25 protein-coding genes are annotated in these 25,151 nt (G+C 57.5%); 3 read left to right on the top strand and 22 right to left on the bottom strand.

What is annotated here, in order from left to right; all coding sequences use genetic code 11:
• Positions 1-23: 23 nt before the first annotated feature.
• The 8 genes from C2U68_RS12835 to C2U68_RS12800 form a co-directional block, all read right to left on the bottom strand.
• On the bottom strand, positions 24-386 hold the full coding sequence (locus tag C2U68_RS12835) for a roadblock/LC7 domain-containing protein (protein ID WP_140912877.1): 363 nt from the start codon (positions 384-386) through the stop codon (positions 24-26).
• 47 nt (positions 387-433) lie between these two features.
• Positions 434-1,078, bottom strand: a complete 645-nt coding sequence (locus tag C2U68_RS12830) for a hypothetical protein (protein WP_140912876.1) — start codon at positions 1,076-1,078, stop codon at positions 434-436.
• Positions 1,079-1,082: 4 nt separating this feature from the next.
• Positions 1,083-1,619 carry a GTP-binding protein gene (locus C2U68_RS12825; protein WP_140912875.1) on the bottom strand — a complete coding sequence of 179 codons (537 nt, stop codon included), beginning with the start codon at positions 1,617-1,619 and terminating at the stop codon, positions 1,083-1,085.
• 21 nt (positions 1,620-1,640) lie between these two features.
• The gene (locus C2U68_RS12820) at positions 1,641-2,849 is read right to left on the bottom strand and encodes a hypothetical protein (protein WP_140912874.1); all 1,209 of its coding nucleotides are present in this window, start codon (positions 2,847-2,849) and stop codon (positions 1,641-1,643) included.
• Positions 2,846-3,550: a FimV family protein gene (locus C2U68_RS12815; protein WP_140912873.1), complete on the bottom strand. Its 705-nt coding sequence runs from the start codon at positions 3,548-3,550 to the stop codon at positions 2,846-2,848. The genes C2U68_RS12820 and C2U68_RS12815 overlap by 4 nt, the downstream gene beginning before the upstream one ends.
• A gap of 63 nt (positions 3,551-3,613) precedes the next feature.
• Positions 3,614-5,005 (bottom strand): argininosuccinate lyase, encoded by a 1,392-nt coding sequence (argH, locus tag C2U68_RS12810; protein WP_140912872.1) that lies wholly within the window; start codon positions 5,003-5,005, stop codon positions 3,614-3,616.
• 54 nt (positions 5,006-5,059) lie between these two features.
• Positions 5,060-6,379: a sensor histidine kinase gene (locus C2U68_RS12805; protein ID WP_260839344.1), complete on the bottom strand. Its 1,320-nt coding sequence runs from the start codon at positions 6,377-6,379 to the stop codon at positions 5,060-5,062.
• Positions 6,379-7,044 (bottom strand): response regulator transcription factor, encoded by a 666-nt coding sequence (locus tag C2U68_RS12800; protein ID WP_140912870.1) that lies wholly within the window; start codon positions 7,042-7,044, stop codon positions 6,379-6,381. Before C2U68_RS12800 ends, C2U68_RS12805 begins: the two co-directional genes overlap by 1 nt.
• A 135-nt stretch (positions 7,045-7,179) precedes the next feature.
• Here C2U68_RS12800 and C2U68_RS12795 point away from each other — a divergent pair, with 135 nt between their 5' ends.
• Together C2U68_RS12795 and C2U68_RS12790 are read left to right on the top strand one after the other, a co-directional pair.
• Entirely contained in the window at positions 7,180-7,827 is a 648-nt protein-coding gene (locus C2U68_RS12795; RefSeq protein ID WP_140912869.1) for a cytochrome b/b6 domain-containing protein, read from the top strand.
• 98 nt (positions 7,828-7,925) lie between these two features.
• Complete coding sequence (locus C2U68_RS12790; protein WP_140912868.1) at positions 7,926-9,041, top strand: PEP-CTERM sorting domain-containing protein; 1,116 nt, start codon at positions 7,926-7,928, stop codon at positions 9,039-9,041.
• Positions 9,042-9,121: 80 nt separating this feature from the next.
• Here C2U68_RS12790 and C2U68_RS12785 read toward each other — a convergent pair whose 3' ends face one another.
• The 12 genes from C2U68_RS12785 to atpD all read right to left on the bottom strand — a co-directional run bounded on the left by C2U68_RS12785 (position 9,122) and on the right by atpD (position 21,624).
• Complete coding sequence (locus C2U68_RS12785; protein ID WP_140912867.1) at positions 9,122-11,215, bottom strand: EAL domain-containing protein; 2,094 nt, start codon at positions 11,213-11,215, stop codon at positions 9,122-9,124.
• Positions 11,212-14,205 (bottom strand): response regulator, encoded by a 2,994-nt coding sequence (locus C2U68_RS12780; RefSeq protein WP_140912866.1) that lies wholly within the window; start codon positions 14,203-14,205, stop codon positions 11,212-11,214. The genes C2U68_RS12785 and C2U68_RS12780 overlap by 4 nt, the downstream gene beginning before the upstream one ends.
• Positions 14,205-14,828, bottom strand: a complete 624-nt coding sequence (locus C2U68_RS12775) for a chemotaxis protein CheX (protein ID WP_140912865.1) — start codon at positions 14,826-14,828, stop codon at positions 14,205-14,207. Before C2U68_RS12775 ends, C2U68_RS12780 begins: the two co-directional genes overlap by 1 nt.
• Entirely contained in the window at positions 14,818-15,171 is a 354-nt protein-coding gene (locus tag C2U68_RS12770) for a response regulator (protein ID WP_140912864.1), read from the bottom strand. Before C2U68_RS12770 ends, C2U68_RS12775 begins: the two co-directional genes overlap by 11 nt.
• 347 nt (positions 15,172-15,518) lie before the next feature.
• Positions 15,519-16,322, bottom strand: a complete 804-nt coding sequence (locus C2U68_RS12765) for a F0F1 ATP synthase subunit gamma (RefSeq protein WP_140912863.1) — start codon at positions 16,320-16,322, stop codon at positions 15,519-15,521.
• Positions 16,319-17,758: a F0F1 ATP synthase subunit alpha gene (locus C2U68_RS12760; protein ID WP_140912862.1), complete on the bottom strand. Its 1,440-nt coding sequence runs from the start codon at positions 17,756-17,758 to the stop codon at positions 16,319-16,321. Before C2U68_RS12760 ends, C2U68_RS12765 begins: the two co-directional genes overlap by 4 nt.
• Positions 17,751-18,506: a F0F1 ATP synthase subunit delta gene (locus C2U68_RS12755; RefSeq protein ID WP_140912861.1), complete on the bottom strand. Its 756-nt coding sequence runs from the start codon at positions 18,504-18,506 to the stop codon at positions 17,751-17,753. The genes C2U68_RS12760 and C2U68_RS12755 overlap by 8 nt, the downstream gene beginning before the upstream one ends.
• Positions 18,507-18,553: 47 nt before the next feature.
• A complete protein-coding gene (gene atpE / locus C2U68_RS12750; RefSeq protein ID WP_140912860.1) occupies positions 18,554-18,820 on the bottom strand; it encodes an ATP synthase F0 subunit C in 267 nt (88 codons plus the stop codon).
• Positions 18,817-19,503, bottom strand: coding sequence for a F0F1 ATP synthase subunit A (locus C2U68_RS12745; protein ID WP_140912859.1), 687 nt, complete (start codon positions 19,501-19,503; stop codon positions 18,817-18,819). Before C2U68_RS12745 ends, atpE begins: the two co-directional genes overlap by 4 nt.
• Entirely contained in the window at positions 19,500-19,778 is a 279-nt protein-coding gene (locus C2U68_RS12740; RefSeq protein WP_140912858.1) for an AtpZ/AtpI family protein, read from the bottom strand. The genes C2U68_RS12745 and C2U68_RS12740 overlap by 4 nt, the downstream gene beginning before the upstream one ends.
• A gap of 2 nt (positions 19,779-19,780) precedes the next feature.
• Positions 19,781-20,191 carry a FoF1 ATP synthase subunit delta/epsilon gene (locus tag C2U68_RS12735; protein ID WP_140912857.1) on the bottom strand — a complete coding sequence of 137 codons (411 nt, stop codon included), beginning with the start codon at positions 20,189-20,191 and terminating at the stop codon, positions 19,781-19,783.
• Positions 20,188-21,624 carry a F0F1 ATP synthase subunit beta gene (gene atpD / locus C2U68_RS12730; protein ID WP_260839343.1) on the bottom strand — a complete coding sequence of 479 codons (1,437 nt, stop codon included), beginning with the start codon at positions 21,622-21,624 and terminating at the stop codon, positions 20,188-20,190. The genes C2U68_RS12735 and atpD overlap by 4 nt, the downstream gene beginning before the upstream one ends.
• 236 nt (positions 21,625-21,860) lie before the next feature.
• Between atpD and C2U68_RS12725 the strand changes: the two genes are divergently transcribed.
• Positions 21,861-22,757 carry an EAL domain-containing protein gene (locus C2U68_RS12725; RefSeq protein ID WP_140912856.1) on the top strand — a complete coding sequence of 299 codons (897 nt, stop codon included), beginning with the start codon at positions 21,861-21,863 and terminating at the stop codon, positions 22,755-22,757.
• A 226-nt stretch (positions 22,758-22,983) separates the two neighbouring features.
• Here C2U68_RS12725 and C2U68_RS12720 read toward each other — a convergent pair whose 3' ends face one another.
• The gene (locus tag C2U68_RS12720) at positions 22,984-24,087 is read right to left on the bottom strand and encodes a M48 family metallopeptidase (protein ID WP_186289600.1); all 1,104 of its coding nucleotides are present in this window, start codon (positions 24,085-24,087) and stop codon (positions 22,984-22,986) included.
• A 34-nt stretch (positions 24,088-24,121) separates the two neighbouring features.
• The gene (locus tag C2U68_RS12715) at positions 24,122-24,802 is read right to left on the bottom strand and encodes a TIGR00266 family protein (protein ID WP_140912854.1); all 681 of its coding nucleotides are present in this window, start codon (positions 24,800-24,802) and stop codon (positions 24,122-24,124) included.
• Positions 24,803-25,151 lie beyond the last annotated feature (349 nt).

Here is a 25,151-nt window from a genome sequence, read left to right as displayed (position 1 = left end):
GGCTCCGTAGCATGGTTTCGGGATCACAGCATTTCGGAAATACTTTCCGCCGCGCGCTTGACGTCGAGAAAGATCAGGCCCAATTTGGCATTGGGCTTGGCTAACACCGTCAATACCGCTTCGCTGCCGGCGTAAGTCATCAGCACATAGCCGCGCGCGCCTTTGATCAACACCTGCTCCAGATTGCCCCGGTTCAGTTCCTGGGCAGTACGGTCGCCCAAAGACAGCATCGCCGCACTCATGGCGCCGACCCGGTCTTCATCCATGCCGGCCGGCAATACCGAGGCCATCATCAATCCGTCCGTGGATATCACGCCCGATGCTTCAATATCGGCCGAAGTGCCGTTCAACTCCGTCAGTACCGAGGTCAGCATATCTGCTTTCATAATGGGTCTCTCCTAATAAATGATGTTGATAACGCAAGCGGACGAAACTAATCGCCTTTTTTGACGTAGCGGGTCGTCAGGCTCCAGGCCAAACTGACGAATTCGGCCCGATTGAAATGCGGCGTGCCGGCAATCGCCAGCACGAAGCGACGGCCACCGACGAACACAGGCCAGAAGCCGATCTGGCTGGCGCCGAACGCATCGACGATCGCCCAGGCGTGGCTGGCGATGCCCATGTTGTTGCTTAACAAACCGGAACGGCGTTTATGCACGGTCGCCAATTCGGCGCTCAAGGCCGACAATTCTTCGGCGGCCTCGTGCGGAAAACCGCTACAAGCCAGATAAAAACCCTGGTCGTCAGCCAACAATACTTTGCCGGAATCGGAGATCGCCGCCAGCAGGCCGGGTAGCAGTTCCTCCAACGCGCCAGCCGGCGCCTGCAACGGCGTATCCACGCCTTGTACCCAGCCCAACTTCTGACAATGCGACAACATTTCCAAGGCTTTGTCTTCGTCTTCGATTTCCATCAGGCTTTGCAGTTGCGGTAAGACCAGTGCCGGCGTCTGCGCCTGCTGCAACAGGCGCAGCAAAAAGCGCCGGGGTTTGTCGGAATCCGGATAAGCTACCGCGTAATAAGCCCCGGCCGGCGTCGGATATAAAAACAGGTCTTCGACGAGTTTGAAGCGCTCCATGCCCCTACTCCGCCATACCGGGATCAAGCGAATACAACAAGGCCTGCACCAATAACGAAACGTCGTTCTTTTCGCGGGCATCCACCGCAAACACCGGCGGTTTGATGCCGAATTCCTGCAAGCGCGAGTGGTAATCGTCTATGGTCGGCCGGTTGCTGAGATCCATTTGGGTGACGCCGATGGCCAGACTGGTATCGCTGATGAATTTACTGAACGCATCCAGAAAGAACTTCATATCCTGAAACGGATCGGCGCGGGTGTTATCTAACAGCAAAATCAAGCCGATGCCGCCATTGACCAGAATGTCCCACATGAAATCAAAGCGTTCCTGCCCAGGGGTACCATACAAATGGATCTTTTCGCCGCCGGCCAGATTCATCACGCCATAATCCATCGCCACCGTGGTCGAAGCTTTGCGGTTTTTGGTCATGTCGCTGGCCGCCGCGTCGGTTTTCACCGGCGGCGTGTCGCTGATGGCGTTGATCGCGGTGGTTTTTCCGGCCCCAACCGGACCGGTGAAAATAATTTTGTATTGGCTCATCGAGATTCCTGCTGAGAGCGGCTAGGCACCGCGCAATTTACTGAGAATTTTGCGTAACAGGCCTTGGTTCTGCGCCCGATCCGGTACCGGCGGGGCGATCACTGCATCCGCTTCGCGCTCGCTTTGCCGCAACAGTCCCAAGGCATGGCATGCGCTGATAAACGCAAACACATATTGCGGCTTGACGTTCAACACTCGACAAACCGCAATTGGCGTGGTCGGTGTTTTGACCAGCAATGCAGCAATCCGCAGCGCGTCGGGCGTGATGACCAGACGGGTGAAATTGGGCCAGCGCAGCAGAAATACCGGCCGCTGAATATCCAGTCCGATCGGAAACCGCCCTTTCGAAGTCCATAGCGCCAGCTTCCAGATAAACCCTGCCACATCCTGATATTTCTCCGGGTCCCGTTCCTTATCGACGGCAGCCGGTTCCAAAGCCGATAAACTCATATTGCCGGCGGTGCCGGATTTGAAGGCGACGCCGGCAAATGCCCGTAATTGTTTGTCGTCCGCATCCAGCCACACTTCATTCTGCTCGGGAAAAATATACAGCGGCTTCCAGATCGAACTCAGCCGCAACGGCCGCACCTGCAATCCGGCGGTTTTCACGGCCGACTGCACATAACCCAGGAAAAACTGGCGCGGATCGTAACAAGCGGTCGGTAATTGCACCTCGTCGTCGAAATCGATATCGCCGAGCGTACCCAAAAACGCGGTAAAACCGCCTTCGTTGAGTTGCATCGCCGATTGGTGTTTAGCGGTCTTTTGCCGTTCCAGGTTAGCGATGGGTTGGCTCGGTTTCACCGGCTTGACGTAGACGTCCAGCGTAGTTTTGGGGGGCGCTAGAGGTCGTTGCTCTTCCGCGGCAGTGACCGCCGGGGCTGGAGCCGGTTTGACTTCCGGCGCTTTTAGCAAGGCACCGATTTTGTCCAACACCCCGAGAATTTGCTCGACATTGACCGGCTTTTTGACGAAAAAAGTGTTGTCGATCTGTAAGGTCTGCAAGGACAGCAGGATGATCGGGCGGCCGGGCCTTGCCGCCTTGCACTGCTCCAGGATTTCCCGCGCCTTGACATGGTCGGCATCGATCATGTCGATCTGTGCCGCTTCAGCCGGGACGACGACTGCCGCACCGCGGCATGGGCCTTTCAGATACATTTCCATGGTCTTGCAAGTGCGGCCGTCCATACCGTGCAAGGCAATCCGGTAGGAATGGGCCGTCTTAGTCATGACGCTTGCCGTTGGAAAATATCTGCCAGCGCCTGCCAATCGTCCGCTAACGGGATAGCCAATTCGGCGAAGCTTCTTCTGGCATGTTCAAACCGCTCGCGGCTGCCGGTAGAACGGTAAAGTTCCAATAACGCCCGTTGCAATTCGGTCCGTTCCGGATCGACTCCCACCGCGCTTTCCAGTACGTCCATCGCCTGATCGAGTTGGCTATATTCGATGAAGTCGCTAGCCAGTGTCAGAGGGTCATGACTGGGAGCGATCGGTGCTTCGATTTGCAAGACCAATTTGCTCCGGCCCTGCAGCCCGCCGGTGAATAAGGAATAGCGATTGCCGATTTGCTGGGGATCGTGCCGCCCCAATTCAAACAGGATATGGCAATGACGCTTGTCCAGACCCGACCGGCAAGCGTTGAGCAGTCGCCGGGCCAGCGCTTCGCCTTTGCCTTCCAGCACCAGCAACAAATCCAGCAGCGCTCCGTACAGCGCCGCCGGCAGCCGGTTTCGGAAACAGAAATGAATCCGCCGCAGGTGCGCCAGCAGATCGAGCGGATTCCGCCGAACCTTGACCGACAAAACTCTGAGCGCGGACTCCGCGGACGATTCGCAGCCGAAGCTCCCCAGTTCTCCGTCCAGCCAAAAATCGCTGTCAGGCTTCGGATCGGCTTGCTTGTCGACGATTAAAGTCGAATGAAAAACGGCCATCGCTACCTTCCTTCAAAAACGATGCCGGAAGGTTAGCAGTTAGGCCGGTTATTTCCAGATGGTTTATCCGGTTATTTGGTGTCTTGCTTCACAGATTGCCTTACGCACCGTCTCCGGAGCCGTGCCGCCGATCAGGGAACGAGCGGCGACCGAACCTTCCAGGGAAAGAATATCGAAGACATCGGCGCCGATAGCGGCGGAAAACCCTTGCAACTCGGCCAAAGTCAGTTCCGATAAATCCCGGCCGCTATTCAAGCCCAAGCGCACGGCTTGGCCGACCACTTCGTGCGCATCGCGAAACGCCATGCCCTTGCGCACCAGATAATCCGCCAGATCGGTCGCGGTGGCAAAACCGCGTTTGGCGGATTGGTACATGTTTTCCCGTTTGGCTTTGACGTGAGGCATCATGTCGGCAAAGGCGCGCAGGCAATTGACCAAGGTATCGGCGGTGTCGAACAACGGTTCCTTGTCTTCCTGATTATCTTTGTTGTATGCCAAAGGCTGGCTTTTCATCAGCATCAGCAATGAAATCAAATGCCCGGCCACCCGGCTGGATTTGCCGCGCACCAGTTCCGGCACGTCAGGATTTTTCTTTTGCGGCATGATCGACGAGCCGGTGCAGAACGCATCCGGAATGTCGATGAAATCGAATTGGGCGCTGGCCCACAACACCAACTCCTCGGCAAATCGCGACAAATGCATCATCAACACGCTGCCGGCGGCGGCGAATTCGATCGCGAAATCGCGGTCGCTAACTGAATCCAGCGAGTTATTCGACGGCCGACTGAAACCCAACAACTCGGCGGTCATAAAACGATCCAGCGGGTAGCTGGTGCCGGCCAATGCCGCCGCCCCCAACGGCATCACGTTCAGGCGCTTGGCGCAATCCAGAAAACGCTCGCGGTCGCGGCTCAGCATCTCGAACCAAGCCATTAAGTGGTGGCCGAAGGTGACCGGTTGCGCCACCTGCAAATGGGTGAAGCCGGGCATGATGGTGTCGGCTTCCTGCTCGGCTTTATCCAGCAGCGCCAACTGCAAGCGCTGTAATTGGCCGAGAATGTTGCCGATTTCGTCGCGCAGATACAAACGAATGTCGGTCGCCACCTGATCGTTGCGGGAACGGCCGGTATGCAGCTTCTTGCCGGCGATGCCGATCAGGTCGGTCAGGCGCGCTTCGATGTTCATGTGCACATCTTCCTGCTTCACCGACCAGACGAATTCACCGCGTTCGATCTCGCCGCCGATTTGGGCCAAACCGTTGCGGATGTCCGCCAATTCCTGCTTGGTCAGAATACCGATCTTGCACAGCATCGCCGCGTGCGCCAGCGAGCCTTGGATATCTTGTTGCGCCATGCGTTGGTCGAAATTGACCGATGCGGTGAATTCCTCGACGAAGGCGTCGGTGGCTTCGGCAAAACGGGCGCTGGAGAGTTTTTCGGAATTAACGGTGGTCATGATACTCGGCAGATTGATCGAACAAAAAAGGCCGATTATACGCGCCGCCGCCGTTCAGCGCGGGAATTGCACGCTGACGCGCAAACCGCCGAGCCGCGCCGAGCGCTCGATACTTAATTTTCCGCGGTAGAACTCGGCAATATCACGCACAATCGCCAGCCCCAGACCGTGGCCCTGCACCGCTTCGTCCAGGCGCAAGCCGCGCCGGCTGAGCTGCTGCATATCCGCTGCAGAACATCCCGGCCCGTCGTCCTCGACAATGATGCGCATGGTCTGCGCGCACTCGATTTCCACGGCGATGTATCGTCCGGCCCACTTGCAAGCGTTGTCCAGCAAATTGCCGATCACTTCCAACATGTCTTCCCTATCGAAATTGATCGGCCGATCCGGCGCACTGATTTGAAAGTCCAGCGCCTTTTCCGAATAAATGTTGCGCAGCAGCTTGGTCAACGCATCCAGTTCTTCCTGCGGATTAAATACGCTGGCCGATTGCAAGTTGCCGGACAAACGGGCGCGTTTCAATTCGCGCTCGATACGTTCGTGCATTTTTTGCGCCTGTTGTTGCAACTGTTGCTGCAGCTCCGGATGAGCCGCCAAAACCGGGTTTTCCGCCAATCTGAACAGCATCGCCAACGGCGTTTTCAAAGAGTGCGCCAGATTGCCGATTGCGGTCCGCGACTGGTGCAGACGCCGCTCGACCAACAGCAGCAGGCGGTTGACTTCCCTGACCAAGGGTTTGATCTCTCGCGGCACCCGGGTTTGGATTGGTTGTTTGCGGCCGCCGGCAATCTCCGCCAACTCGGCGCGCACGGCCTGCAACGGATGCAGAGCGCGCCGGACATCGCCGGTTTGCAAACCGATGGCCAGCAGCAGTACCAACACCGTCAACAGCAAATACGCCAGCCGGATATGGTCGATATCGCGGCCGATATCGGTTAAATCCTCAGCGATGGCGATGCTGACCGGATAACCGAAACGTTGCAAACCGCGGTTCAACACCAGTAGCGGCTGGTGCTGCGGCCCTTCGGCATAATGGAACAACTGCACCGCATCGGTCGGCAAGGCGCCTATCGGCAAGGTCTCGCCCTGTAGCGACTGCGAGTAATAGGTTTTGCCGCCGATATGCAGCACAAAATAGTGGCCGGAAAATGGTTGGCCGTAGACGGTACCGATGTGCGAACTGTCGAACTCCAGCCGGCCGTCGCCATTGGGCTGCAACGTATCGATCAGAGAGTCGGCATCGTGCTGCAATCGGGTCGTCATCTGTTTTTCGGCGACGGCGCGGATCACCCAGTCCGCCGCCAGCCAATGGCCGATAAACACGGCACTCAAAATCAGTATCAAGCCGCGGTTCAAACGGCGTTGTAGCGACATCAGGCTTTCTCGCCGAACACGTACCCCTGGCCGCGGCGGGTGGCGATCAGGTCGTTGCCCAGCTTGCGCCGCAAACGGTTGACGTAGACCTCGATCACGTTACTGGCCGGATCGCTGTCGCATTGGTAGATATGTTCCAGCAGATGGGTTCTGGTCAAAACTTTGCCGGGATGCAACATGAAGTAACGCAGCAAGCGAAATTCGATCGCCGTCAGTTGTTCCGGGCGGCCGCCGTTAACGCTGACCGTTTGCGCATCTTCGTCCAGCGTTAATCCGCAACCGGCCAGTTGCGGCTGCATCCGGCCGTGAAAGCGCTTCAACAGGGCCTGCACCCGGGCCAACAGTTCTTCGGTATGAAACGGCTTACCCAGGTAATCGTCGGCGCCGACTTTGAAGCCGTCGACTTTCTCGTGCCAGGCGTCGCGGGCGGTCAACACAATCACCGGCACGTGGTTTTCCGCCTGCCGCCAACGGCGCAACACCTCCAGGCCGGGCATTTTCGGCAAGCCCAGATCCAGAATCACAATGTCGTAGGATTCGGTCGAGCCCAGGAACTCGGCAACCTCGCCGTCCATCGCGCAATCTACGGCAAAACCGGCACTTTCCAGCTCGAGTTTTAGCGATCTCGACAAACTCGGATCGTCTTCCACCAACAATAAACGCATACGCGGCGCTCATCTCCCCCTTGAAAATCGGTCAGAGTGTAATGGTTTATCGGCCGATACGGCGATTTTTAAGATTGGTTTCATTTCGCCTGACTAAAATGCCGGCCATACCTCAACCATTATGGAGCTTAATCCATGCAAAACGACAATTCGGTAGCTGTTTGGGATATTTTCGTCCGCGTGTTCCATTGGTCGCTGGTCGCGGCATTCGCACTCGCTTACGCCACCAGTGAAGAAGAAAATCTCTGGCACATCTACGCCGGCTACACGGTACTGGGCTTGATCAGCTCAAGATTGGTCTGGGGCTTCGTCGGCGGCCGCTACGCCCGATTCAGCCAATTCGTGTGCTCTCCTTCTGGCGTGTTGCGTTATGTTTCCGAACTACGCCAAGGCACTGCGCCGCGTTACCTGGGCCACAATCCGCTCGGGGGCTGGATGGTTTTGGCATTGCTGGCCACGCTGTTCGTGGTGACGATAAGCGGCTTGAAAGTCTATGCCATCGAAGAAGGCCGCGGCCCGCTGGCGCAGGACAATCGAATGCTGAGTGTAATCAGCGCCGCCCACGCCGAAGAGGAAGAAGAAGGCAAAGGCAAGCCGGCTGAAGCTGGAGATGAGGCCGAGGAATTCTGGGAGGAAATCCACGAGACCGCCAGCAATCTGATGTTGGTATTGATCGCTATCCATGTGCTGGGCGTAGTCGTTTCCAGCAAAGTCCATAAGGAAGGTTTGGTGAAAGCGATGATCACCGGGCGCAAACCGCATTCGCCAAACTGTGAGGATTAACACAGTTTTAATGTTAAATTCATCTTGGTTTGCTATAAGACATGCTGTCGTCCCATAGACGATCTGCCCAGTCAAGTCCCAGCCAACCAGGAGCAATAATGGCGACCACACTCAAATCCCAGGCTTATGCCGCAACATTCTCGTTAGTCCTGTTACCGAATATTGCTTCGGCGAGTTTTCTCGGTTTTCTGGGCAATTTCGACGTCGTTAACGATACCGGCAATACCGCCCACGGCTTCGAAATCGAACTCGAAGGCCTGCACAGTAGCGACATTACCGACACCTTCGGCGGCGCCGGGCGCGGCTTTCCCAGCGGCACCGGCTTCGATCCCGGCAATGCGGTAGTGCGTTACGGCGCGCCAATGATCAGCGAATACACTAACGGCGCCGTGTTCGGTACTCGGGTCACCTACGCCAGCGCGTGGGATGCGGCGAGTCAATCCTGGTTTTTCGGTACCCCGAGCGGAACCTTCATCACGCCCGGCGACAACTGCTGGACCGGCGGCGGCGTCGGCTACAGCGCCGCGACCCCGTGCGACCATTTCGGCGTCGGCACCAGCAAGAACGCCAGCAAAACCACCTATAGCTGGCTGTTCGACGACGGCAGCAATACCGGCAAACTTACCAACAGCAACGGCAACGTGGTGCTGCCGGCACCGAATTGGAACGTGATTCCGGCCGATCCGGCTCCAGCCGGTCAGCCGCAACCGCAACCGGTGGTGGTGGCCGATATTCGCGCCCCGCAAGCGGAGCTTGAGGGCCAATTCGGCGAAGCGATCTGGGTGAAAGTATTCCGTACCGAGCTGGAGAGGGAAGTCGGACTGGAAGAGTTAATCGGCGGCAATCCGGTTATTGAAAAAGCCGAAACCGAAATCGAATGGCAGTTATTGCAAACCGATCCGGGCAACCCGGACGCCGGCAAATTGGAAGCCGGCTATAAAAACGTACTGGGCCAGAACGCGGAATCGGTGATCTTCCGTTACGAATTTTACAAGTATGCCGGCGAGTACGACCCGGAAAACCATGAAGCCAAAGCCAGCAGCGACTCGAACCCGTTGGATACCGAAATCGGTACTTACCTCGGTGCTCAGAACGGCGCGGTCAATCTGAATGCTGTCGCGCCGGTGCCGGTACCGGCTGCATTTTGGTTTATGGGCTCCGGGGTATTGGGACTGTTGGCAGCCCAGCGCCGCAAACGGGCTGAGGCAGTTTGATCCGGCGCTAACCCGTTTGATACCGTTCGCATTGAGCCGGCCCTAAAACGGCACAGCGCGAACGGTTTTCGCCGGCTGCGTCAATCCTCGGATTGCTGACGCCGCAACAACGCTTCGAAGTCTCGCTCCGATAGTGGTTTCGCAAAATAATAACCTTGGGCTTCGTCACAGCCGTGGGCGATCAGGAAAGCCAAATGCTCCGAGGTTTCCACGCCTTCGGCGATCACCTTGAAGCCCAGATTGTGCGCCAACGCGATCGTGGCCGAGGCGATCGCTCCATTATTGCGCTCGCCAACGTCGGCGGAAATATCTTGGACGAAGGCCGCGTCGATCTTCAAACGGTCCAACGGCAAATTTTTCAGCTGGCCCAACGACGAATAGCCTTGGCCGAAGTCGTCCAAGGCCACCGTGATGCCTATTTCGCGAAACGACTGCAACATTTCGCCGGCCTGTACCGGTGAGGTCATTACGGCGGTCTCGGTAATTTCCAATTCCAACTCCAGCGACTCAGGGCTAATGTCGGCCAGCACCAGTGCCCGCTTTACCGCTTCGTACAGGCCTTTGTTTTGAAACTGTTTGGCCGAGACGTTGATCCCGATCCGCTTTAGCGGTAATCCTTGCGCTATCCATTCGCCCGCCCGCCGGCAGGCGTTTTCCAGCACCCACTCGCCGATTTTGTAAATTTGGTTGGTCTCTTCCGCCAACGGAATGAACACCGAGGGCGAAATCAATCCCTTGACGGGATGACGCCAGCGCAACAACACCTCAGCACCCAGCAAACGTTCGTCCGGCAGCGAAAGTTGCGGCTGGAAATACAATTCGAACTGGCGTTTTTCGATCGCTTCGTGCAACTGGTTTTCCAGTTCCATTTTCTCGTGGGCGTTGCGGTTCATTTCCGGCGAGAAAAACTGAAAATTGCCGCCGCCTTCGGACTTGGCGTGGTACATCGCGGTATCGGCGCTTTTCATCAGGTCTTCCATATGCTCGGCATTATCCGGATAGACCGCGATACCGATACTGGAAGCGGTACGCAACGTGAATTTTTCTATCGTGAACGGCTGCCCCAAGCTATGGCAGATCTTATTCGCCACCGAAGAAGCGACATCCTCTATCGCGGCAGATCTAAGTACCACCACAAACTCGTCACCGCCCAGCCGGGCGACCATGTCGTATTCCCGCAACGAGGTTTTCAGCCGCTTCGCCACCTGAATCAGCAACTGGTCGCCGATGGAATGACCCAAGGTATCGTTGATGTTCTTGAACCGATCCAAATCCAACAACATGACGGCCAATTGCTCCCCCCCACGCTTGGCAATCATCAGCGATTGTTCGAGATAGAGTTGCAAGTGCAAGCGATTCGGCAATTCGGTTAACGGATCGTGGTGAGCCAGATGCTCGATCCGGGCATGGGCTTCTTTCAGATGGCTGATGTCGACGAAGTTGGCCAAATGAAACTCGATGACGCCGGTTCGGTCCCGCACGACCGACACCGTCATCATTTTGGGAAATACGCTACCATCCTTACGCCGGTCCCAAAGTTCCCCCTGCCAGAATCCTGTGTCCCGAATACCGGCCCACATCTGCTCGTACAACTCCCGCTCGGCCTGACCGGAAGACAACATTTTCGGGTCCATGCCCAATACGTCGGCCTTATCGTATCCGGTCAGAGCCGAAAACGCGGCGTTGACGTCGATGATGCGGTTATGGCGATCGGTAATCATGATCGCCTCCCCACTGTACTCGAACACATGCGCCGCCAAACGCAACTGCACCCGGTCCGCGTGGCGCTGAATCTGGTTGTGGACCCTTACCGACAAGACATTGGGTGAGATCGGTTTTACCAAGTAATCGTCCGCGCCGAGGTGCAGGCCGGCCAGCTCGTTTTGTTCCGAACTGTCGGCGCTCAGCAGAATCACCGGAATGTCGCCGGTTGCCGGCGACGCCCGCATCCTACGCAATACCTCGATGCCGCCGATACCCGGCATTTTGACGTCGAGGACGACCAGTTTCGGCAGATCGTCCTGCTGCTCCAGCAAGGCTAAAGCGTCCGCGCCGCTGGTCGCGGTTTTCAGGCGGAAATCCGCCTTTAAGGCCGACACCAGCACGTGCAAGTTGGCCGGCAAATCGTCCACCAACAGTACCAGGGGTTTTAGGCTGGGGGCACTATCGCTCACGCTTGCCCCCCAGTGCTCGATTTCCAATTCGCGAATACCTCGCGCGCTTGCCGGTGGTCGAAATTGTCCAGATGGTATTTCAACTGGCGTAATAAAGCGGAACCGTCCGAGTTGTCGGCAGCCAGCCGGTCGAGGGCCTCAAGCAATGCATCGGGAATGATTTCCTGGCGCAGCAGATACGGCTCCAATTCCAGCAAGGTCTCGGGCGAGCCAACATAGTCGTTTTCTTCGACTTTGACGCTTGCGGTTTGGGGGTGCTTGCCCAGAAAAACTTGCATCTCCTTGACGGTTTCGGTGAACACCGTGTTGAATGCGTCCATCGACAAGGTTCCGCTGTCCAGCTTGATTTCCTCCATCAACCGGCTACAGGCGTCCGCCAACGCCGATGCCCCCAGATTGGCGGCAACCCCTTTCACGGCATGAATCATATTGGCCGCGTCCTTTGGATTGCGCTTGGCCAGCAATGCGGATAACTGCGCCGTAATATCGTGAAAACGCTCGATGAAGCTGCTGATCAGCCGTTGCAGCAAAGCGATGTCGCCGTCCAGCAGACGCAAACTTTGGGTCACATCCAAGATGGGCCGATGGGTTATGATCGCGGCCTGTTCGACTTGCGCCGCCAACGGGCCGCGCCGACTGAAAAGCTCCAATACCCGGGCCAGATCGGTCGGCTCTACCGGTTTCGGAATAAAATCGTCCATGCCGGCCTCCAGGCAAGCTCTGCGATCTTCGTCCAAAATGGCGGCGGTCATCGCCACGATCGGCAGATTACGGCCTTGCGGCATTTGCCGAATCAAACGAGTGGCTTCCTGCCCCCCCATCACCGGCATGTGCAAATCCATTAACACCAAGTCGAATGTACGGCGCTTGACAAACTCGACCGCTTCCAAACCATGCCAGGCCACTGTAACGTCCACCCCGCGTTTTTTTAAAAAATTGACGGCGACTTCCTGATTGATATCGTGATCTTCCACCAGCAACACCCTAAGCCCTTCGAAGCGGCGCCTGGTCAATTCCGGCGCAACCACGTCAGGATTGGTTTTACGGCTCAACAGCGCATCGAACAACTTGGAAGGCAGAATCGGTTTCGACAGCACGTTGTCGACGAAATGTGCATCGGGATGCCGCAGCAGCGCCTGCTTATCGTAAGCGGTGACCATCAACACCTTGAGCGGATCGTTAGCTTCTCCCCCGCTCAGCCGTTTTTTCAACTCCGCCGCCACTTGCAATCCGCTCATTCCCGGCATACGCCAATCCAGCAGCACCGCGTAAAAAGGCCACCGCTCACGCAAGGCCTGTTCTATCGCCACCAACGCTTCTTCGCCGGAACCGGCCATGACCGCATGCATCCCCCATAAACCGATCAGACGCGACAGAATATTGCGCGACGACTCGATGTCGTCCACGATCAAAACCCGCTTGCCCAGCAAGCTTTGCAAATCCCCGGCCGAGGTGTGCGACAGAACGGCCTCGCCCGGCATTAATCCCACCTCGATCGAAAAATTGACACAGGTACCCTGGCCGCAGGTACTGGTCATCTCGATACGCCCGCCCATCAGCTCCACCAGCTTCCGGGATATGGCCAATCCCAAGCCGCTGCCGCCGAAGCGCCGCGTGGTCGAATTGTCGGCCTGCACAAAGGGATTGAACAGGGATTCGATTTTATCCGCCGACACGCCGATCCCGGTATCGCGGACGCTAAAAACCAGAGTCACTGTTTTTTCGGTCCGGCCATCCGCTTGTACCGACAGGTAAATTTCGCCATTTTCGGTAAATTTAATCGCGTTACTGATCAGATTGTTAAGAATTTGGGTCAGTCGATGCGGATCGCCCATCACGTAAAACGGCGTATCGGGATGAATGTCCACAAACATCTCCAAGCCTTTTTCTTCGATCTGGGCGCCGAACAAGTCGGTGACTTCCTGCAACACCGTCTCAAGTCTGATCGGCAGCTGTTCCAGCGCCACGGCACCGGACTCGAATCGGGAAAAATCCAGAATGTCGTTAATGATCCGGATCAGCACCTGGCCGGACTTTCTGACTTTATCCAATTGTTCGCGTTGCTCCGCCGTCAGTTCGGTTTCCAATACCTGGCGAGTCAGACCCAAAATCGCGTTCATCGGCGTCCGGATCTCGTGGCTCATATTGGCCAAAAATTGCGATTTGGCCACCGTCGCCGCGTTGGCGGCTTCTTCGGCGCGTTTGCGTTCGGTGATGTCGGTGCGAATCGCCAGATACCGGCGCGGTTTCCCATTCTGGCCGATGTCCGGCACGATAGTGGTCGATACCCAGTACAGCTCGCCGCTCTTGGTCCGATTGCAGATATCGCCCTGCCAAACCTTGCCTTTGCCGATAACCTTAAACATATCCCGAAAGAACTGCTGCGGATGCAGTCCCGAGTTCAACAGCCTGTGGTTCTGGCCGATCAACTCCTCCCGCGAGTATTGGCTGACTTTGCAAAACAGATCGTTAACGTAAGTAATGGTGCCGTCCACTTCAGTAACGGCCACGATTGCGTGCTGGTCGAATGCGTATTTATGAAAACTCAGCTCGGCGACGTTATCCAGCAGTTGGCTATCGCGCTTGACCGCGGCCGTAATATCGTTGATTTGAATCAAACAAAGATGCGAATCGGCAGTATTGAGCGGCGTAACCTTCAATTGCTGATCGATGGCTGCACCGCTGGCAGCAGTCAACGGCAGCGGATTGCGGTTTAAGGTATGGGAAATAATCGACGACATGCCGTGGCTCAAAGCAACGTCTATCGCTCTTTGCAAACTGCCGCCGACCACATTGGGAAATAGTTCGGCTAAAGATTTGCCGAACGCCCGCTCGGCATCGATACCGCTGCACTTCGCCATCCAAGGATTCCAGGCAACGACGGAAGAAGCCCGGTTCACAACGATCAATCCAAACTGGCAGTTTTCGAAAATAGCCTGAAACAGGCTTGACCTGACGAAATCCGAATCCGGCTTACTATTCGCCACCATCACATACCCAGATAAGACTTGACGCTTTGCTTGAATATCGACATCGATTCGACGTCCATCAAAAAGGTGACGTAACCCTCGACGCGGTTCTTATCGAGCGAGAACTCCATGTTCAACAACAACACGCAAGCCTCGACTTTTTCGCGCAACTCGTTGTCGGTAAGGATGTCCGCCAAAGAACCTTTTACGAATTCGGGGATGCCGCCGGAAATCCGCTGATTGAACAGATCGGCGATGCTGCATAAACAACCGTTCAATATGACATTGCCGATTTCCGCCATCGCCTCCTGTTCCATTTCGGTCAAGTCTTCCAGCGACAAGTCCTGCTGCAGTACGGCTCTGACCAACTGCAGGCTTTTTTCCTCCGGAAACAGCAGCAGTACGTCGCCGCCCATCACGCCGTCGAATTGCTGGCAAACGCCGCTGACATCGCGATCGGTCTTGGCTTGAATCACCTTCAAAGCCTCCGGACGCGAGACAAAGGTCACGCCGGGCACACTCAGCTTCACCTCTTCGTTGACCATTTCGCTGAGTACGCTGGCAGCGTAACCCATGCCGATATTAAGCACTTCGGCGACGGCATCTAAAAAATCTTCGTCATTCTCAATCAAGTTATCCGACATAGGCTTTGATTTTGGCTTCTGTGATCGGTTTGGGGATAAAGTCGATGTGCAATTGCACCGCCAGATTCTTTACCGCCTCTTGCACGTTGGCGGTCAGGAACGCCATCTTGGCCTCGGCTTGCATCGGACGGATGATTTCGGCCGCTTGGCCGCCTTCCATGACGGGCATGTTGTAATCCAGCAAAATGATGTCGTACTTGGCTTCGCCGGCTCTGTCGATCGCTTGCTGCCCGTTCTCGGCTTCGACGATATGCCAATCGGGATGCGCCTCCAGAATGATTTTTTTCACCATCATTCTGGACATCTTGCTGTCGTCGACAATCAGACAATGTTTTTCCGTCATGTTTTACTCCATCTGTAATAAGTTGAAAGGACGCGGCACCGGCTGTTAGCAACCAAGGCCTCCGGCCGCGCTGCACCGGCCTGCTGGCCGCGGCGCGTTACCGGTAAACTGTAGCCCATACTCGCGGAACTTGAAGCCAAGGTCAGTCCGGGCCGCAACAGTTGCGACAATCGAGGCAATTTTGAAACGAGAACGCAAGAGGGATTGCGCCTAGGCAGGTAGCGGTGGCACGGCGCCGGTCGGCCGGGCCGGGTTTTGCAAACGACTGATTGAAAAGAGCAAAGTGGCCCGGCCGATCCGGTGCCGGGTCGGGCGGTTGACTTGGGGACCTGGGCGAGTGCGGTTTGCTACCGCCGGCCGACCATCAACTCGATTTCCTCGACGATTTCCTCCTGCCGCAGACGGTTGCGCTGGCGTTGCAAGTCCTCGCCGCCGTGTTCCAGATGACGTAGCGCAGTTTCCATCTGCATCAAGCGCATATGATTTTCGACCCGAATCGAACGCAACATCAGCGCCAGCAGCACATGGAACCAATACTGTTCGGCAACGCCCATCGCAACTGCGGCAGGACGCTGATAAGTCAACGGCAGTTCCAGCGGAACACTCCCGCCGGCAATGGGTGGCAACGGCCACAAGCGCTGGCTGCGAGCGCCCTGCTCGTCGCGAATGCAGACCATCAAACCATAATCGCTATCGCCGCGCAGTTCGGCGACCGCCGCCAAAATCCGGTCAATCGCCGCCGGCGCATCCAGTCCGCCCTCGGCGCCGTCCAGAAAAACGGCGGATTCATGACCGTCGAATAGGCAATGCAGGCGCTCGCCCACCAAAATCAACGGCGCTTCAAGCTCGGCTGCACCCTGCCAAAAACGCAGCACGTCTTCGTTGAAACTGCCGCAAAAGCCGCGCACCGAGCCGAACAACAACCAGATATCGGCGCGGGTTTTGGCGGTATCGGCATAAAACGCTTCCGGCAAGGCGCCGGACAAATCGTGCAAAGCGGCCAGCAACGACTCTACGACCAGCTGCTGGCCGGCTTCGCGCTTGCCGACCTTGCGCAATTCGGCCAACGCAAAACTGCGCATCGCGCCGAGGATGCCGGACAATTCGTCGAACAGCGCCAACCGCGCTTCTACTTCCCGCCGCTGGCTCATGGTTTAGCCGCCAGCCATTGCCTGAGCGCCGCCAGCCATTGCTGCTTCGGCGAATCCAGGCTCAAGCGGGTCTCCGCCAGTTGTTGCTGTAGATAGGCCAACACCCCGGCCGCTTGTTCCGGCGCGACACCGGCCAGCAAACCTTCGCCGTAAGCCAGCAACCAGGCCAGATGCGCCGCTTCGGACCAAGGCTGCAAGCGGTCCTGCTTCAGAATTTCCCGCAACAGCCGGCCGCTCTGCAATTTTTCCTCGACGCTGGCTTCCAGCCGGGTGCCGAAGCGGGCGAACAGTTCCAGCTCCAGAAATTGCAGATAGTCCAGCCGGATATGGGCGGCGGCGTTTTTGATGGCCGGATGCTGGGCCTTGCCGCCGATCCGCGACACCGACCGGCCGATATCGATGGCCGGCAGGATGCCGGCGGCGAATAATTTGCTCTCGAAATAAATCTGGCCGTCGGTAATCGAAATCAGATTGGTCGGGATATAGGCCGACAATTCGCCTTGCCGGGTTTCGATGATCGGTAGCGCGGTCATGCTGCCGCCGCCGTGTTGCAGGCTCAACACCGTCGAGCGTTCCAGTAAGCGCGAATGCAGATAAAAAATATCCCCCGGATAGGCTTCGCGGCCCGGCGGCCGTTGCAATAGTAGCGACAGCTCGCGGTAGGACTGAGCGTGGCGGGTCAGATCGTCGTAGACCACCAGCGTATCGCGGCCCAGCCGCATCCAGTGCTCGGCGATGGCGCAGCCGGCAAACGGCGCCAGATAGCGAAAACCCGGCAAGGCATTGGCTTCGGCCACCACCAGCACGGTGTAATCCAGTGCACCGGCGGCACGCAAGGCTTCCAAGGTGCCGGCCACCGACGAGCGCGGTTGGCCGATCAACACCATCACGCACAACACGTTGCGGCCGCGCTGGTTCAACACCGCATCCAAGGCCAGGGCGCTTTTGCCGACACCATCGTCACCGATGATCAATTGGCGCTGGCCCTTGCCGATCGGGATCAGACTATCGACGATCTTGCAGCCGGTATAAAACGGTTCGGTGACGAAATCCCGTTCGATAATGCTCGGTGCGGCGGCTTCCAATGGCCGGAACTGGCGAATTTGCGGTGCCGGCAAACCGTCCAGCGGATTGCCCAGCGGGTCGACTACCCGTCCCAACAGGGCGTCGCCGACACCGATCTCCAATTTGCGGCCAATGTGCTGCACCGCCATGCCGGCGTTGACGCCGCGGCTCTGCGACAGCAGGATCGCGCCCAACACTTCCTTGCCGAGTTGGAATACCAAACCCGAACTACCGTCGTCGAAGCCGATCAGTTCGTCAAGCCTGGCCGACGGCAGGCCGCGGATCCAGGCGATGCCGTCGCCGATCCCGGCCACACAACCGCGTTCGGACAAACGCAAACCGAAACGGTAAGGCGGATTCGCTTCAGTCATGGTTGGTTTGGCGGCGGAAAAAAGCCAGTTCGTCGGCCAAATTGGCGTGCAACTGGCATTCGCCGACTACGGCGCGGACGCCGGCGATCAAGGCCGGGTCGATGGAGAAGTTGAAAGCCAGCTCGCGACCGGCCGCCGCCGACAACGCTTGGCCGAGTCGACCCTGCTCGGCGTCGGTTAACGGGTGGGCGCTGGCTATCGTCACCGCCGACGCCTGGATCAGAGCTGCCGCTGCTTTATGCAATGCCGCGAGCTCCGTTTCCGGCAACTGCCGCAAATCTTCCAGGAAAATCTCGACGATGCGTCCGGTCAAATCCGGTCCGGCCATCCGCTGCAGCATGGCTGCGGTCTGGGCGTAGGCCTTGGCCGCCGCTTCGCGGATCAAGGCGGCTTCGCGGGTGGCGGTGGCCGCCTGATTGCGCACCCGAAACTTGGCTTCTTCGTCGGCCAAAGTTTTCCTCAGCGCGTCCAATTCGCTGCTGCGCAGTTGCGCCAACTCTTCCTCCAGCGCCCGCCGCGCGGCATCCTGTTGTTGCTGCCAATCCGCCAGGCGCGCCTGGTACTGGCTTTGCAAGGCTTCGGCTTCGGCGTGCAATTGCGCGGCGCGCTCGGTTTGCTGGTTGATGCGTTGCTGGCGGGCGTCCAGTAGCGCCAGAACCGGCCGGTACAGAAAGCGCTGCAGTATCCACACCAGCACCAGGAAATTGAGGATTTCCAAAATAAACGTGGTCCAGTCGAGTTGCATCATGGCAGAAGTCCGGTGGATTGGGGGAGCGATAGGGATAGCTCGGCGGCCTAACCCAGGAAATACTCCAGCAACGGGTTGCGGAACAGCACGATCAACGCTACCACCAGACAATAAATCGCCAGCGATTCGATCATCGCCAAACCGATAAATAAGGTGCGGGTGATGGTTTTTTCCGCTTCCGGCTGCCGGGCCAGCGCTTCCAACGCGCTGGCAATGGCTTTGCCCATCGCGATGGCCGGCAGCATCGTGCCCAGGGCAATGACCAGCCCGGCCACGCCGGTGGAGATGATGCTGAACAGGTGTAAATCGGTCATGACGGATTCTCCGTGACTGAAGTGTCGGATTCGTTGGGTTCCAGCGCGCCGGCGATGTAAATCAAGGCCAGCATGCCGAAGATATAGGCCTGCACCACGGCTTCGACCACGTGCAGCATTAACAGCGGCACCGGCACCAAAAAGCCGGCGATCAGCAATACCAGCAACGCGGCCATTTCCAGACTCATGACGTTGCCGAACAAACGGATCGCCAAGGCCAGCGTCCTGGTCAATTCGCTGATGATATGAAACGGTAGCAGGATCACGCTGGGTTCGATGTAGTGGCGCAGATGGTTGCGCAGGCCGCGGTCGCGAATCCCGAACCAATGGGTGGAAACGAACACCAGTACCGCCAGTGCGGCCGTGGCGGATAAATCGCGGGTTGGCGAATGCAAGCCCGGAATCAGGCCGACCAGATTGGCGACCAACACGAACAGCCACAGCGTCGCGACGAACGGCAATACCCGTCGCACCGCAGCTGCCGGCAGCACCTCGCCGATTGCGCCTTCTATGGCGACCACCACCGCCTCCAGCGCCGTATGCAGCCGCGCCAATCCGCCCTTCGCCGGCCAGCGCAGCAGTAACGCCAGCAAGGTAAATCCGGCCATCACGCCCCAGGTGGTCAACACCGTGCCGCTGATCGCCAGCGGTCCGAGATGCAAGGTAAGGTCGGGCTCGGTCATCGCGAATGCTCCTGCAAAAACCGGACGGCATTGTAGCCGCCGACCACAATGCCCAATACGATCAGGCTGACGGTCCAGCGTACCGAATAGCCCGCTGCCAGCGTATCCAGCCAACGCCCCAGGTAGGCGCCGGCCACGATGGGCACCACAAACAACAGTCCCAGCGTACCGCCGTACAGCAACACACCGAGCCAGGACGCCGATTGCCGGCGTTGTTCCTGCAAGCGCCGCGCATCGCGCCGGGTGAATTCGATCAATTTATTGCGAAAACTCATCGCTATGCTCCCCCCGGAACCCGGTTGCTCAACTCCGCCAAACGCCGCAGCAGCGAACGTTCGATTTCGGTCAGCGTCGCTCGCGCCCGGTGTACTTCCGAATCGGTGCGCGCCATTTCCGCCGCCAATTGCTCACACAAGGCGTCGGGATCGTCGCCGAGAAAATAGCGCACCGCGGTCAACGTCATCCGATTATCGGCAAAGCGCAACACGCCGCCCGGCAGGGCCAGATAGCGCCAGACGCCGGCTTGGTCGCGAAACCGCGCCAGCCCGTAACGCAATAACGCAATCATCCGCACGTGGCCGGGCAAGATACCGAAACTGCCGTCGGCGTCGGCCCCGACGAATTGGCCGACTTGCGGAAAATGCTCGACGCCGCAGCTGTCGAGCAAAGTCAATTCAAACCCGTTCATGCCGGCATCGCCCCCTTCATGTAACAGTCGGCTTCGCTGAGCGTGTCGTACTTGCCGGCGATGAAGGCCTCGCAGTCGGCGATGGTCTGTTGCAGCGGCACCCGCACGCCGGGCAAGCCGGTATGGTCGGCAACGGTAACGAAGGGTTGAGTCAGATAGCGTTGCAGGCGGCGGGCGCGTTCGACGATGCGCCGATCCTCGACCGATAATTCCTCGATGCCGAGCATGGCGATGATGTCCTCCAGCTCACGGTAACGCGCCAGATGCTCGCGTACCGCCCGTGCTACTTGATAATGGCGCTCGCCGACGATGTGGCGGTCCATGATCCGGCTGCCGGAGCGCAGCGGATCGATCGCCGGATAAATGCCCTTGGCCGCCTGCTGCCGCGACAGGATCACCACGCTATCCAGATGGCCGAGTATTGTCGCCACGGCGGGATCGGACATGTCGTCGGCCGGCACGTATACCGCCTGCACCGAGGTGATCGAACCGGAACGGGTGGAGACGATGCGCTCCTGCAACGACGCGACTTCGGTCAGCAAGGTGGGCTGGTAGCCGACCGTGGCCGGCATCCGTCCCAGCAAACCGGAAATCTCGCTGCCGGCCTGAACGAAACGGAAAATGTTGTCCATCAGAAACAGCACCTCGCCGTGCAGCGTGTCGCGCAGATACTCGGCATAGGTCAAGGCGGTGTAACCGACATGAAAGCGGACGCCGGGCGATTCGTCCATCTGGCCGTAAACCAGCAAAGCCTTGGGCAATACGCCGGCATCGGCCATTTCGTGCCACAGTTCGTGGCCTTCACGCATGCGTTCGCCGACCCCGGCATACACCGAAACGCCTTGCATGCCGGCGCTGACCGCATGCATGAATTCCATCATCAACACCGTCTTGCCGACGCCGGCGCCGCCGAACAGGCCGGTCTTGCCGCCACGCACGAACGGACACAGCAAATCGATGACTTTGATACCGGTTTCCAGAATCTGCGAGGCTGGCAAGGTCTCGCACAATAACGGCGGATTGGACAGGATATTCCGAAACTCTTTTCTCGGCAGCGGAGGGCCGTCGTCGAGCGGTTCGCCGAACAGATTCAACATCCGCCCCAGACAAGCCGGATCGACCGGCACGTGCAGCGCGCCGCCGCGGTCGTAGACCGGCATGCCGCGATACAGCCCGGACACCGGATGCAAGGCAATCGCCCGCACCAAGGTCGGTTCCAGGTGTTGAAACACCACCATCACATAGGCCGATCCGCCGTTGATCACGTCCAAAGCCTGGCCGATCGGCGGCAGATACTCGCAGCGCACGTCCACCACCGGCCCCTGTGCCGCTTCGATGCGGCCGACCGGTTGCTGCGAGTGGGGCTTGGTTTCCGCCGGCACCGAAGCGGATATGTCCGCTGTTGCCTGCCGGGCGATTGCTGCGTCTGCCATAAGCGCGATTTCCGTATAAAAGCTAGCGGAATACTACTCCTAAGTCCGGTATTTCACCAGCGCCACACCGGCGCGCGGTGCGGTCTCTATTTATCCATAATTGAGATTAACAATTCTAATAATATCGTTTTATTTCACAAAACGCAGTCATTAACATTGCTCCGTATAACGCCGGACGGTACTGACCCGACCGGCTGTTTTGCCCGCTCTACAACTTTATTCAAGAGGAAGCGATCATGCCTTTGCAACAACTCGTGGAATATTTCAACGACCGCCTAGAACAGGAACACAGCGATGGTATCCGGCCGTTTTTGTTGGAGAACGGCACCGTACACGGCTTGTTCGGGCCGATCAAAGTCGGCAGCACCTTGGCGCCGATCCGGGAAACCTTGCGCACGTCGCAGGTCGTCGGCCATATCGCGCAATTGACGGTCGCGGCGAATCCGGTACAGACGCTGTTGGGTAACGAGCTGGACAATCTGCTCAGTCTGCCTCAAGCGCCCGGCAACAGCGATTCGGTGATCAACTTCGACCGGCTGACCCGCACCGTGCACATGCTGAATTACTTGCCGCAGTCGCATCTGGACGAATTGCTATTTCTTTACGTCGATCCGCGGCATATTCTGGGCGTCAAGGCCGACCACGGTGCTTACTTCGAAGAGATCATCGTCAAATGCGGCTTGCAAACCAGTAACGTGGCCATTGCGCTGAGCGTCAGCAACGCTTACGCCCGCTTCTTTCCGTCCCTGCAAAAAGGTCTGGAAAATTACCAACGCCGCGGTTACCGGCTGGCGTTGAAATTCGACGTTCAGTCGCTGGAAAAAGCTGCGCTGGAATTGATCTCGAGGGTATCGCCGGATTTTGTCGGCTTATCCGCCGAGCATTTGGATCAAGTCAGAGACAACCAGTTGCTGGGCAAAATCCAGCAACTGAACAGCCTGGTCGCCTCGGTCAATGGCCGCAGCTTGCTATTGGATGTCGCCGACAAGCGCAGCGCGGCATTGGCCAGACAGAGCGGCTTCGATTTGGTACAGGGGCGTTATTTCGAACTGCCGGTGACGTCGGCGAATAGGCGGGACGCAGCACATCCGCTTGGCACCACGCAGAGTTACTCGAGCCGCAGCGCGTTGTGAAAGCGTTCGAGGCCATTCAACTTGTTGCAAAGCGCGATTTGCTGGAAGTTCTATCAATGACTTCAAGCAGACCAGACTGTTAGAACTAGAGTAATGCGGTAGCGCCGAGTTCCCCTCACCGTGCTGACCGGATACGTCATGCATACGCTGGATGTGCACAGCGAAAACCCGACGCGGAAAGCGATGGGTGGGGACAGTTCTCAGCGCGATCGAAGATCTGCGCGCTTTACTTTATCCCTTGTTTGACTTTGCCCCAATCCATCTCGAACCGAAAGGGCTGTGCCGGCTCGGCGGCGGCTGTCACGCGTTGAATGCGCTCCTCGGTTAGCGGATGAGTTTGCAACAGCACCGGGATGCTGCCGGTCAGCGTATCCGCGGTTTGAATTTTTTTAAAAAAAGCCGCCAGGTTTTGCGGCGATAAGCCGGCAGCGGTCATGATTTCGATCGCCCCGTCGTCGGCGCGGCGCTCCTGATCGCGGTCGAATGACAGGCTATCCAGTTGCGAGCTAAGTTCGATCAACTGCGACAGTACCGACACGTCGCCGAATACAATGCCGATCAACACCCCCATACCGGCCTGACGCACCAGTTTTCGCATCCCGTGTCGCTGCAGCACATGGGTCAATTCATGCGCTAACACGCCTGCGACTTGTTCGGGATTGTCGGCATTTTCGATCAGCCCGGTAGTCACCACCACGTAACCGCCGGGGAAAGCAAACGCGTTGATCATGTCGGCATCGACCACCGCCACCTGGTATGCGATCTCCGCGCCGTCGAACTGATCTATGCGGTTAACGATGGCGTTAACCCCGTCGGTGACGGTTTGATCCGCGATAGTTCGTTTACCGGTTTGGTAGTGTTCGAAGGCAACTTCGCCGATTTTTTGCTCCCATTCATAGGGAATCAAATCGGCGATCAAGGGCGCGGCATAGTGCAACGCCGCATATCCGCCAACAAAAAACGCCGCAATCAGCCCCAGGTAAACCGGCACTCGATGTTTTTCGCCGCTGAGTGTTTGACGCTGCCGGGTTTGCAAGGCAGTTAGGTGCGCGCGAGCCGGTTGCGGTAAATTCAGCGACAGCAGGGTAACGAATAGGCCGGGCTCCGCGCACAACAAGGCGTGCCGACCATTGTGGTCTGACCAGCCGATTTGCAAGGTCGTACACGGGTCGCCGATCAGCTCCAAGGTGGTGCCTTGCAGAGCAATCGCCTGTCGCCCCCGTTCGGCCAGTTCGAATTCGATCAGTCCGTGCGCGGATACGGTAAACCGCACACTGAATTTGTCGCGCCCGGCATAGTAAAGCCCATTGAAATTGCTTCCTGAATTCATAGTCTTCTGTGCGCTGAATAGTCTATCCGCGGTATCAGCGGGTCGGGATGAACTGGCGTAGCCAAGAGCCGAAACCCGGCGAGTTGCGGGTTTGAATATAAACATCGCCCGGCCCCGTAAACCGGCAGACCAGACCTTCGCCGCTGGTAAAGCTGGAAATCCAGCCTTTGGCGGCTTTTTCGATTTTATAATTGGCGTTGGCGCTCCAGGCCACCATATGGCTGTTGTCGATGATACGGGTTTCGCCGGGTGCCAGCGACAGCTTTTGGATGCCGCCGTAGGTGCTGATCGCCAGTTTGCCCTGCCCGCTTACCCGCATCACGAAGAAGCCTTCGCCGGAAAACAGACCCTTGGTCAGGTTTTGCGCCTTAGTGGAGACTTGCACCGATTGCTCGGCTGCCAAAAATCCGTCTTTCTGTAAGATGTATTCTTCCGAGCCGTCCATCTCGAGTATGGCGATTTCGCCGGGATAGGCAGACGCCATCAACACTTCGCCGGGCCCGCGTGCCGCAGTAACGGTTTGAAAAAACAACGACTCCCCGGTCAGCAGTTTGCGGGATAACCCGCCCAACAAGCCTCTTTCCATTTTTGAACTCACATCCAGCGTCTCGCTCATGGTGATCATCGCCCCCGACTCGGCTTTGATGGATTCGTTGAGTTCCAGACAGACCCTTAAGGTCGAAAATGCGCCGGGGTTGGTTATATCGAATTTCATACATCGCTCCTATGTTGACTATGGCCGGCGCCTAGTCTAACGGATTTCATAGTTCAGTTTTAAAAAAGCAGATTTTGCTTGGCCGCGAGCTAGCGATGTCACGAACAAGGAAGAAGGGGGTCAGGCATAAAAGAGAAAAGCCTTTCAAGCACGCTTACTTGCTAGATCTGGCCCTTTTCCTCGCTTTTCCTCGAACGTGATCGATTATTTGGCTTTTTATAACGGCCGCCGATCGCACTCAACCTTGGGCTATCAGTACCCGCCTGAATTCGAGCGGGAATTTTTATAGAAACGCTGCCTGAAGTGGTGTCCGGTTTTTTGACCATTACATTTCGTGAATGGTAAGCGA

Origin of the sequence: Methylomonas koyamae (assembly GCF_006483455.1) — a bacterium.
Taxonomy (GTDB): Bacteria; Pseudomonadota; Gammaproteobacteria; order Methylococcales; family Methylomonadaceae; genus Methylomonas; species Methylomonas koyamae_B.
The sequence above is the reverse complement of the archived record's forward strand: the minus strand, read 5'-3'. Positions and strand labels throughout refer to the sequence as shown.

Excerpts from the sequence above, each read along its gene's own strand:
- C2U68_RS12765 (WP_140912863.1), bottom strand. The coding sequence starts at position 16,322 with ATGAGCCAGCGGCGGGAAGTAGAAGCGCGGTTGGCGCTGTTCGACGAA.
- atpD (WP_260839343.1), bottom strand. The coding sequence starts at position 21,624 with ATGGCAGACGCAGCAATCGCCCGGCAGGCAACAGCGGACATATCCGCT.
- C2U68_RS12835 (WP_140912877.1), bottom strand. The coding sequence starts at position 386 with ATGAAAGCAGATATGCTGACCTCGGTACTGACGGAGTTGAACGGCACT.
- C2U68_RS12805 (WP_260839344.1), bottom strand. The coding sequence starts at position 6,379 with ATGTCGCTACAACGCCGTTTGAACCGCGGCTTGATACTGATTTTGAGT.
- C2U68_RS12760 (WP_140912862.1), bottom strand. The coding sequence starts at position 17,758 with ATGACTGAAGCGAATCCGCCTTACCGTTTCGGTTTGCGTTTGTCCGAA.
- atpE (WP_140912860.1), bottom strand. The coding sequence starts at position 18,820 with ATGACCGATTTACACCTGTTCAGCATCATCTCCACCGGCGTGGCCGGG.
- C2U68_RS12800 (WP_140912870.1), bottom strand. The coding sequence starts at position 7,044 with ATGCGTTTATTGTTGGTGGAAGACGATCCGAGTTTGTCGAGATCGCTA.
- C2U68_RS12770 (WP_140912864.1), bottom strand. The coding sequence starts at position 15,171 with ATGACGGAAAAACATTGTCTGATTGTCGACGACAGCAAGATGTCCAGA.
- C2U68_RS12735 (WP_140912857.1), bottom strand. The coding sequence starts at position 20,191 with ATGAACGGGTTTGAATTGACTTTGCTCGACAGCTGCGGCGTCGAGCAT.
- C2U68_RS12780 (WP_140912866.1), bottom strand. The coding sequence starts at position 14,205 with ATGGTGGCGAATAGTAAGCCGGATTCGGATTTCGTCAGGTCAAGCCTG.
- C2U68_RS12725 (WP_140912856.1), top strand. The coding sequence starts at position 21,861 with ATGCCTTTGCAACAACTCGTGGAATATTTCAACGACCGCCTAGAACAG.
- argH (WP_140912872.1), bottom strand. The coding sequence starts at position 5,005 with ATGACCACCGTTAATTCCGAAAAACTCTCCAGCGCCCGTTTTGCCGAA.
- C2U68_RS12745 (WP_140912859.1), bottom strand. The coding sequence starts at position 19,503 with ATGACCGAGCCCGACCTTACCTTGCATCTCGGACCGCTGGCGATCAGC.
- C2U68_RS12830 (WP_140912876.1), bottom strand. The coding sequence starts at position 1,078 with ATGGAGCGCTTCAAACTCGTCGAAGACCTGTTTTTATATCCGACGCCG.
- C2U68_RS12720 (WP_186289600.1), bottom strand. The coding sequence starts at position 24,087 with ATGAATTCAGGAAGCAATTTCAATGGGCTTTACTATGCCGGGCGCGAC.
- C2U68_RS12715 (WP_140912854.1), bottom strand. The coding sequence starts at position 24,802 with ATGAAATTCGATATAACCAACCCCGGCGCATTTTCGACCTTAAGGGTC.
- C2U68_RS12790 (WP_140912868.1), top strand. The coding sequence starts at position 7,926 with ATGGCGACCACACTCAAATCCCAGGCTTATGCCGCAACATTCTCGTTA.
- C2U68_RS12755 (WP_140912861.1), bottom strand. The coding sequence starts at position 18,506 with ATGATGCAACTCGACTGGACCACGTTTATTTTGGAAATCCTCAATTTC.
- C2U68_RS12795 (WP_140912869.1), top strand. The coding sequence starts at position 7,180 with ATGCAAAACGACAATTCGGTAGCTGTTTGGGATATTTTCGTCCGCGTG.
- C2U68_RS12740 (WP_140912858.1), bottom strand. The coding sequence starts at position 19,778 with ATGAGTTTTCGCAATAAATTGATCGAATTCACCCGGCGCGATGCGCGG.
- C2U68_RS12820 (WP_140912874.1), bottom strand. The coding sequence starts at position 2,849 with ATGACTAAGACGGCCCATTCCTACCGGATTGCCTTGCACGGTATGGAC.
- C2U68_RS12815 (WP_140912873.1), bottom strand. The coding sequence starts at position 3,550 with ATGGCCGTTTTTCATTCGACTTTAATCGTCGACAAGCAAGCCGATCCG.
- C2U68_RS12825 (WP_140912875.1), bottom strand. The coding sequence starts at position 1,619 with ATGAGCCAATACAAAATTATTTTCACCGGTCCGGTTGGGGCCGGAAAA.
- C2U68_RS12775 (WP_140912865.1), bottom strand. The coding sequence starts at position 14,828 with ATGTCGGATAACTTGATTGAGAATGACGAAGATTTTTTAGATGCCGTC.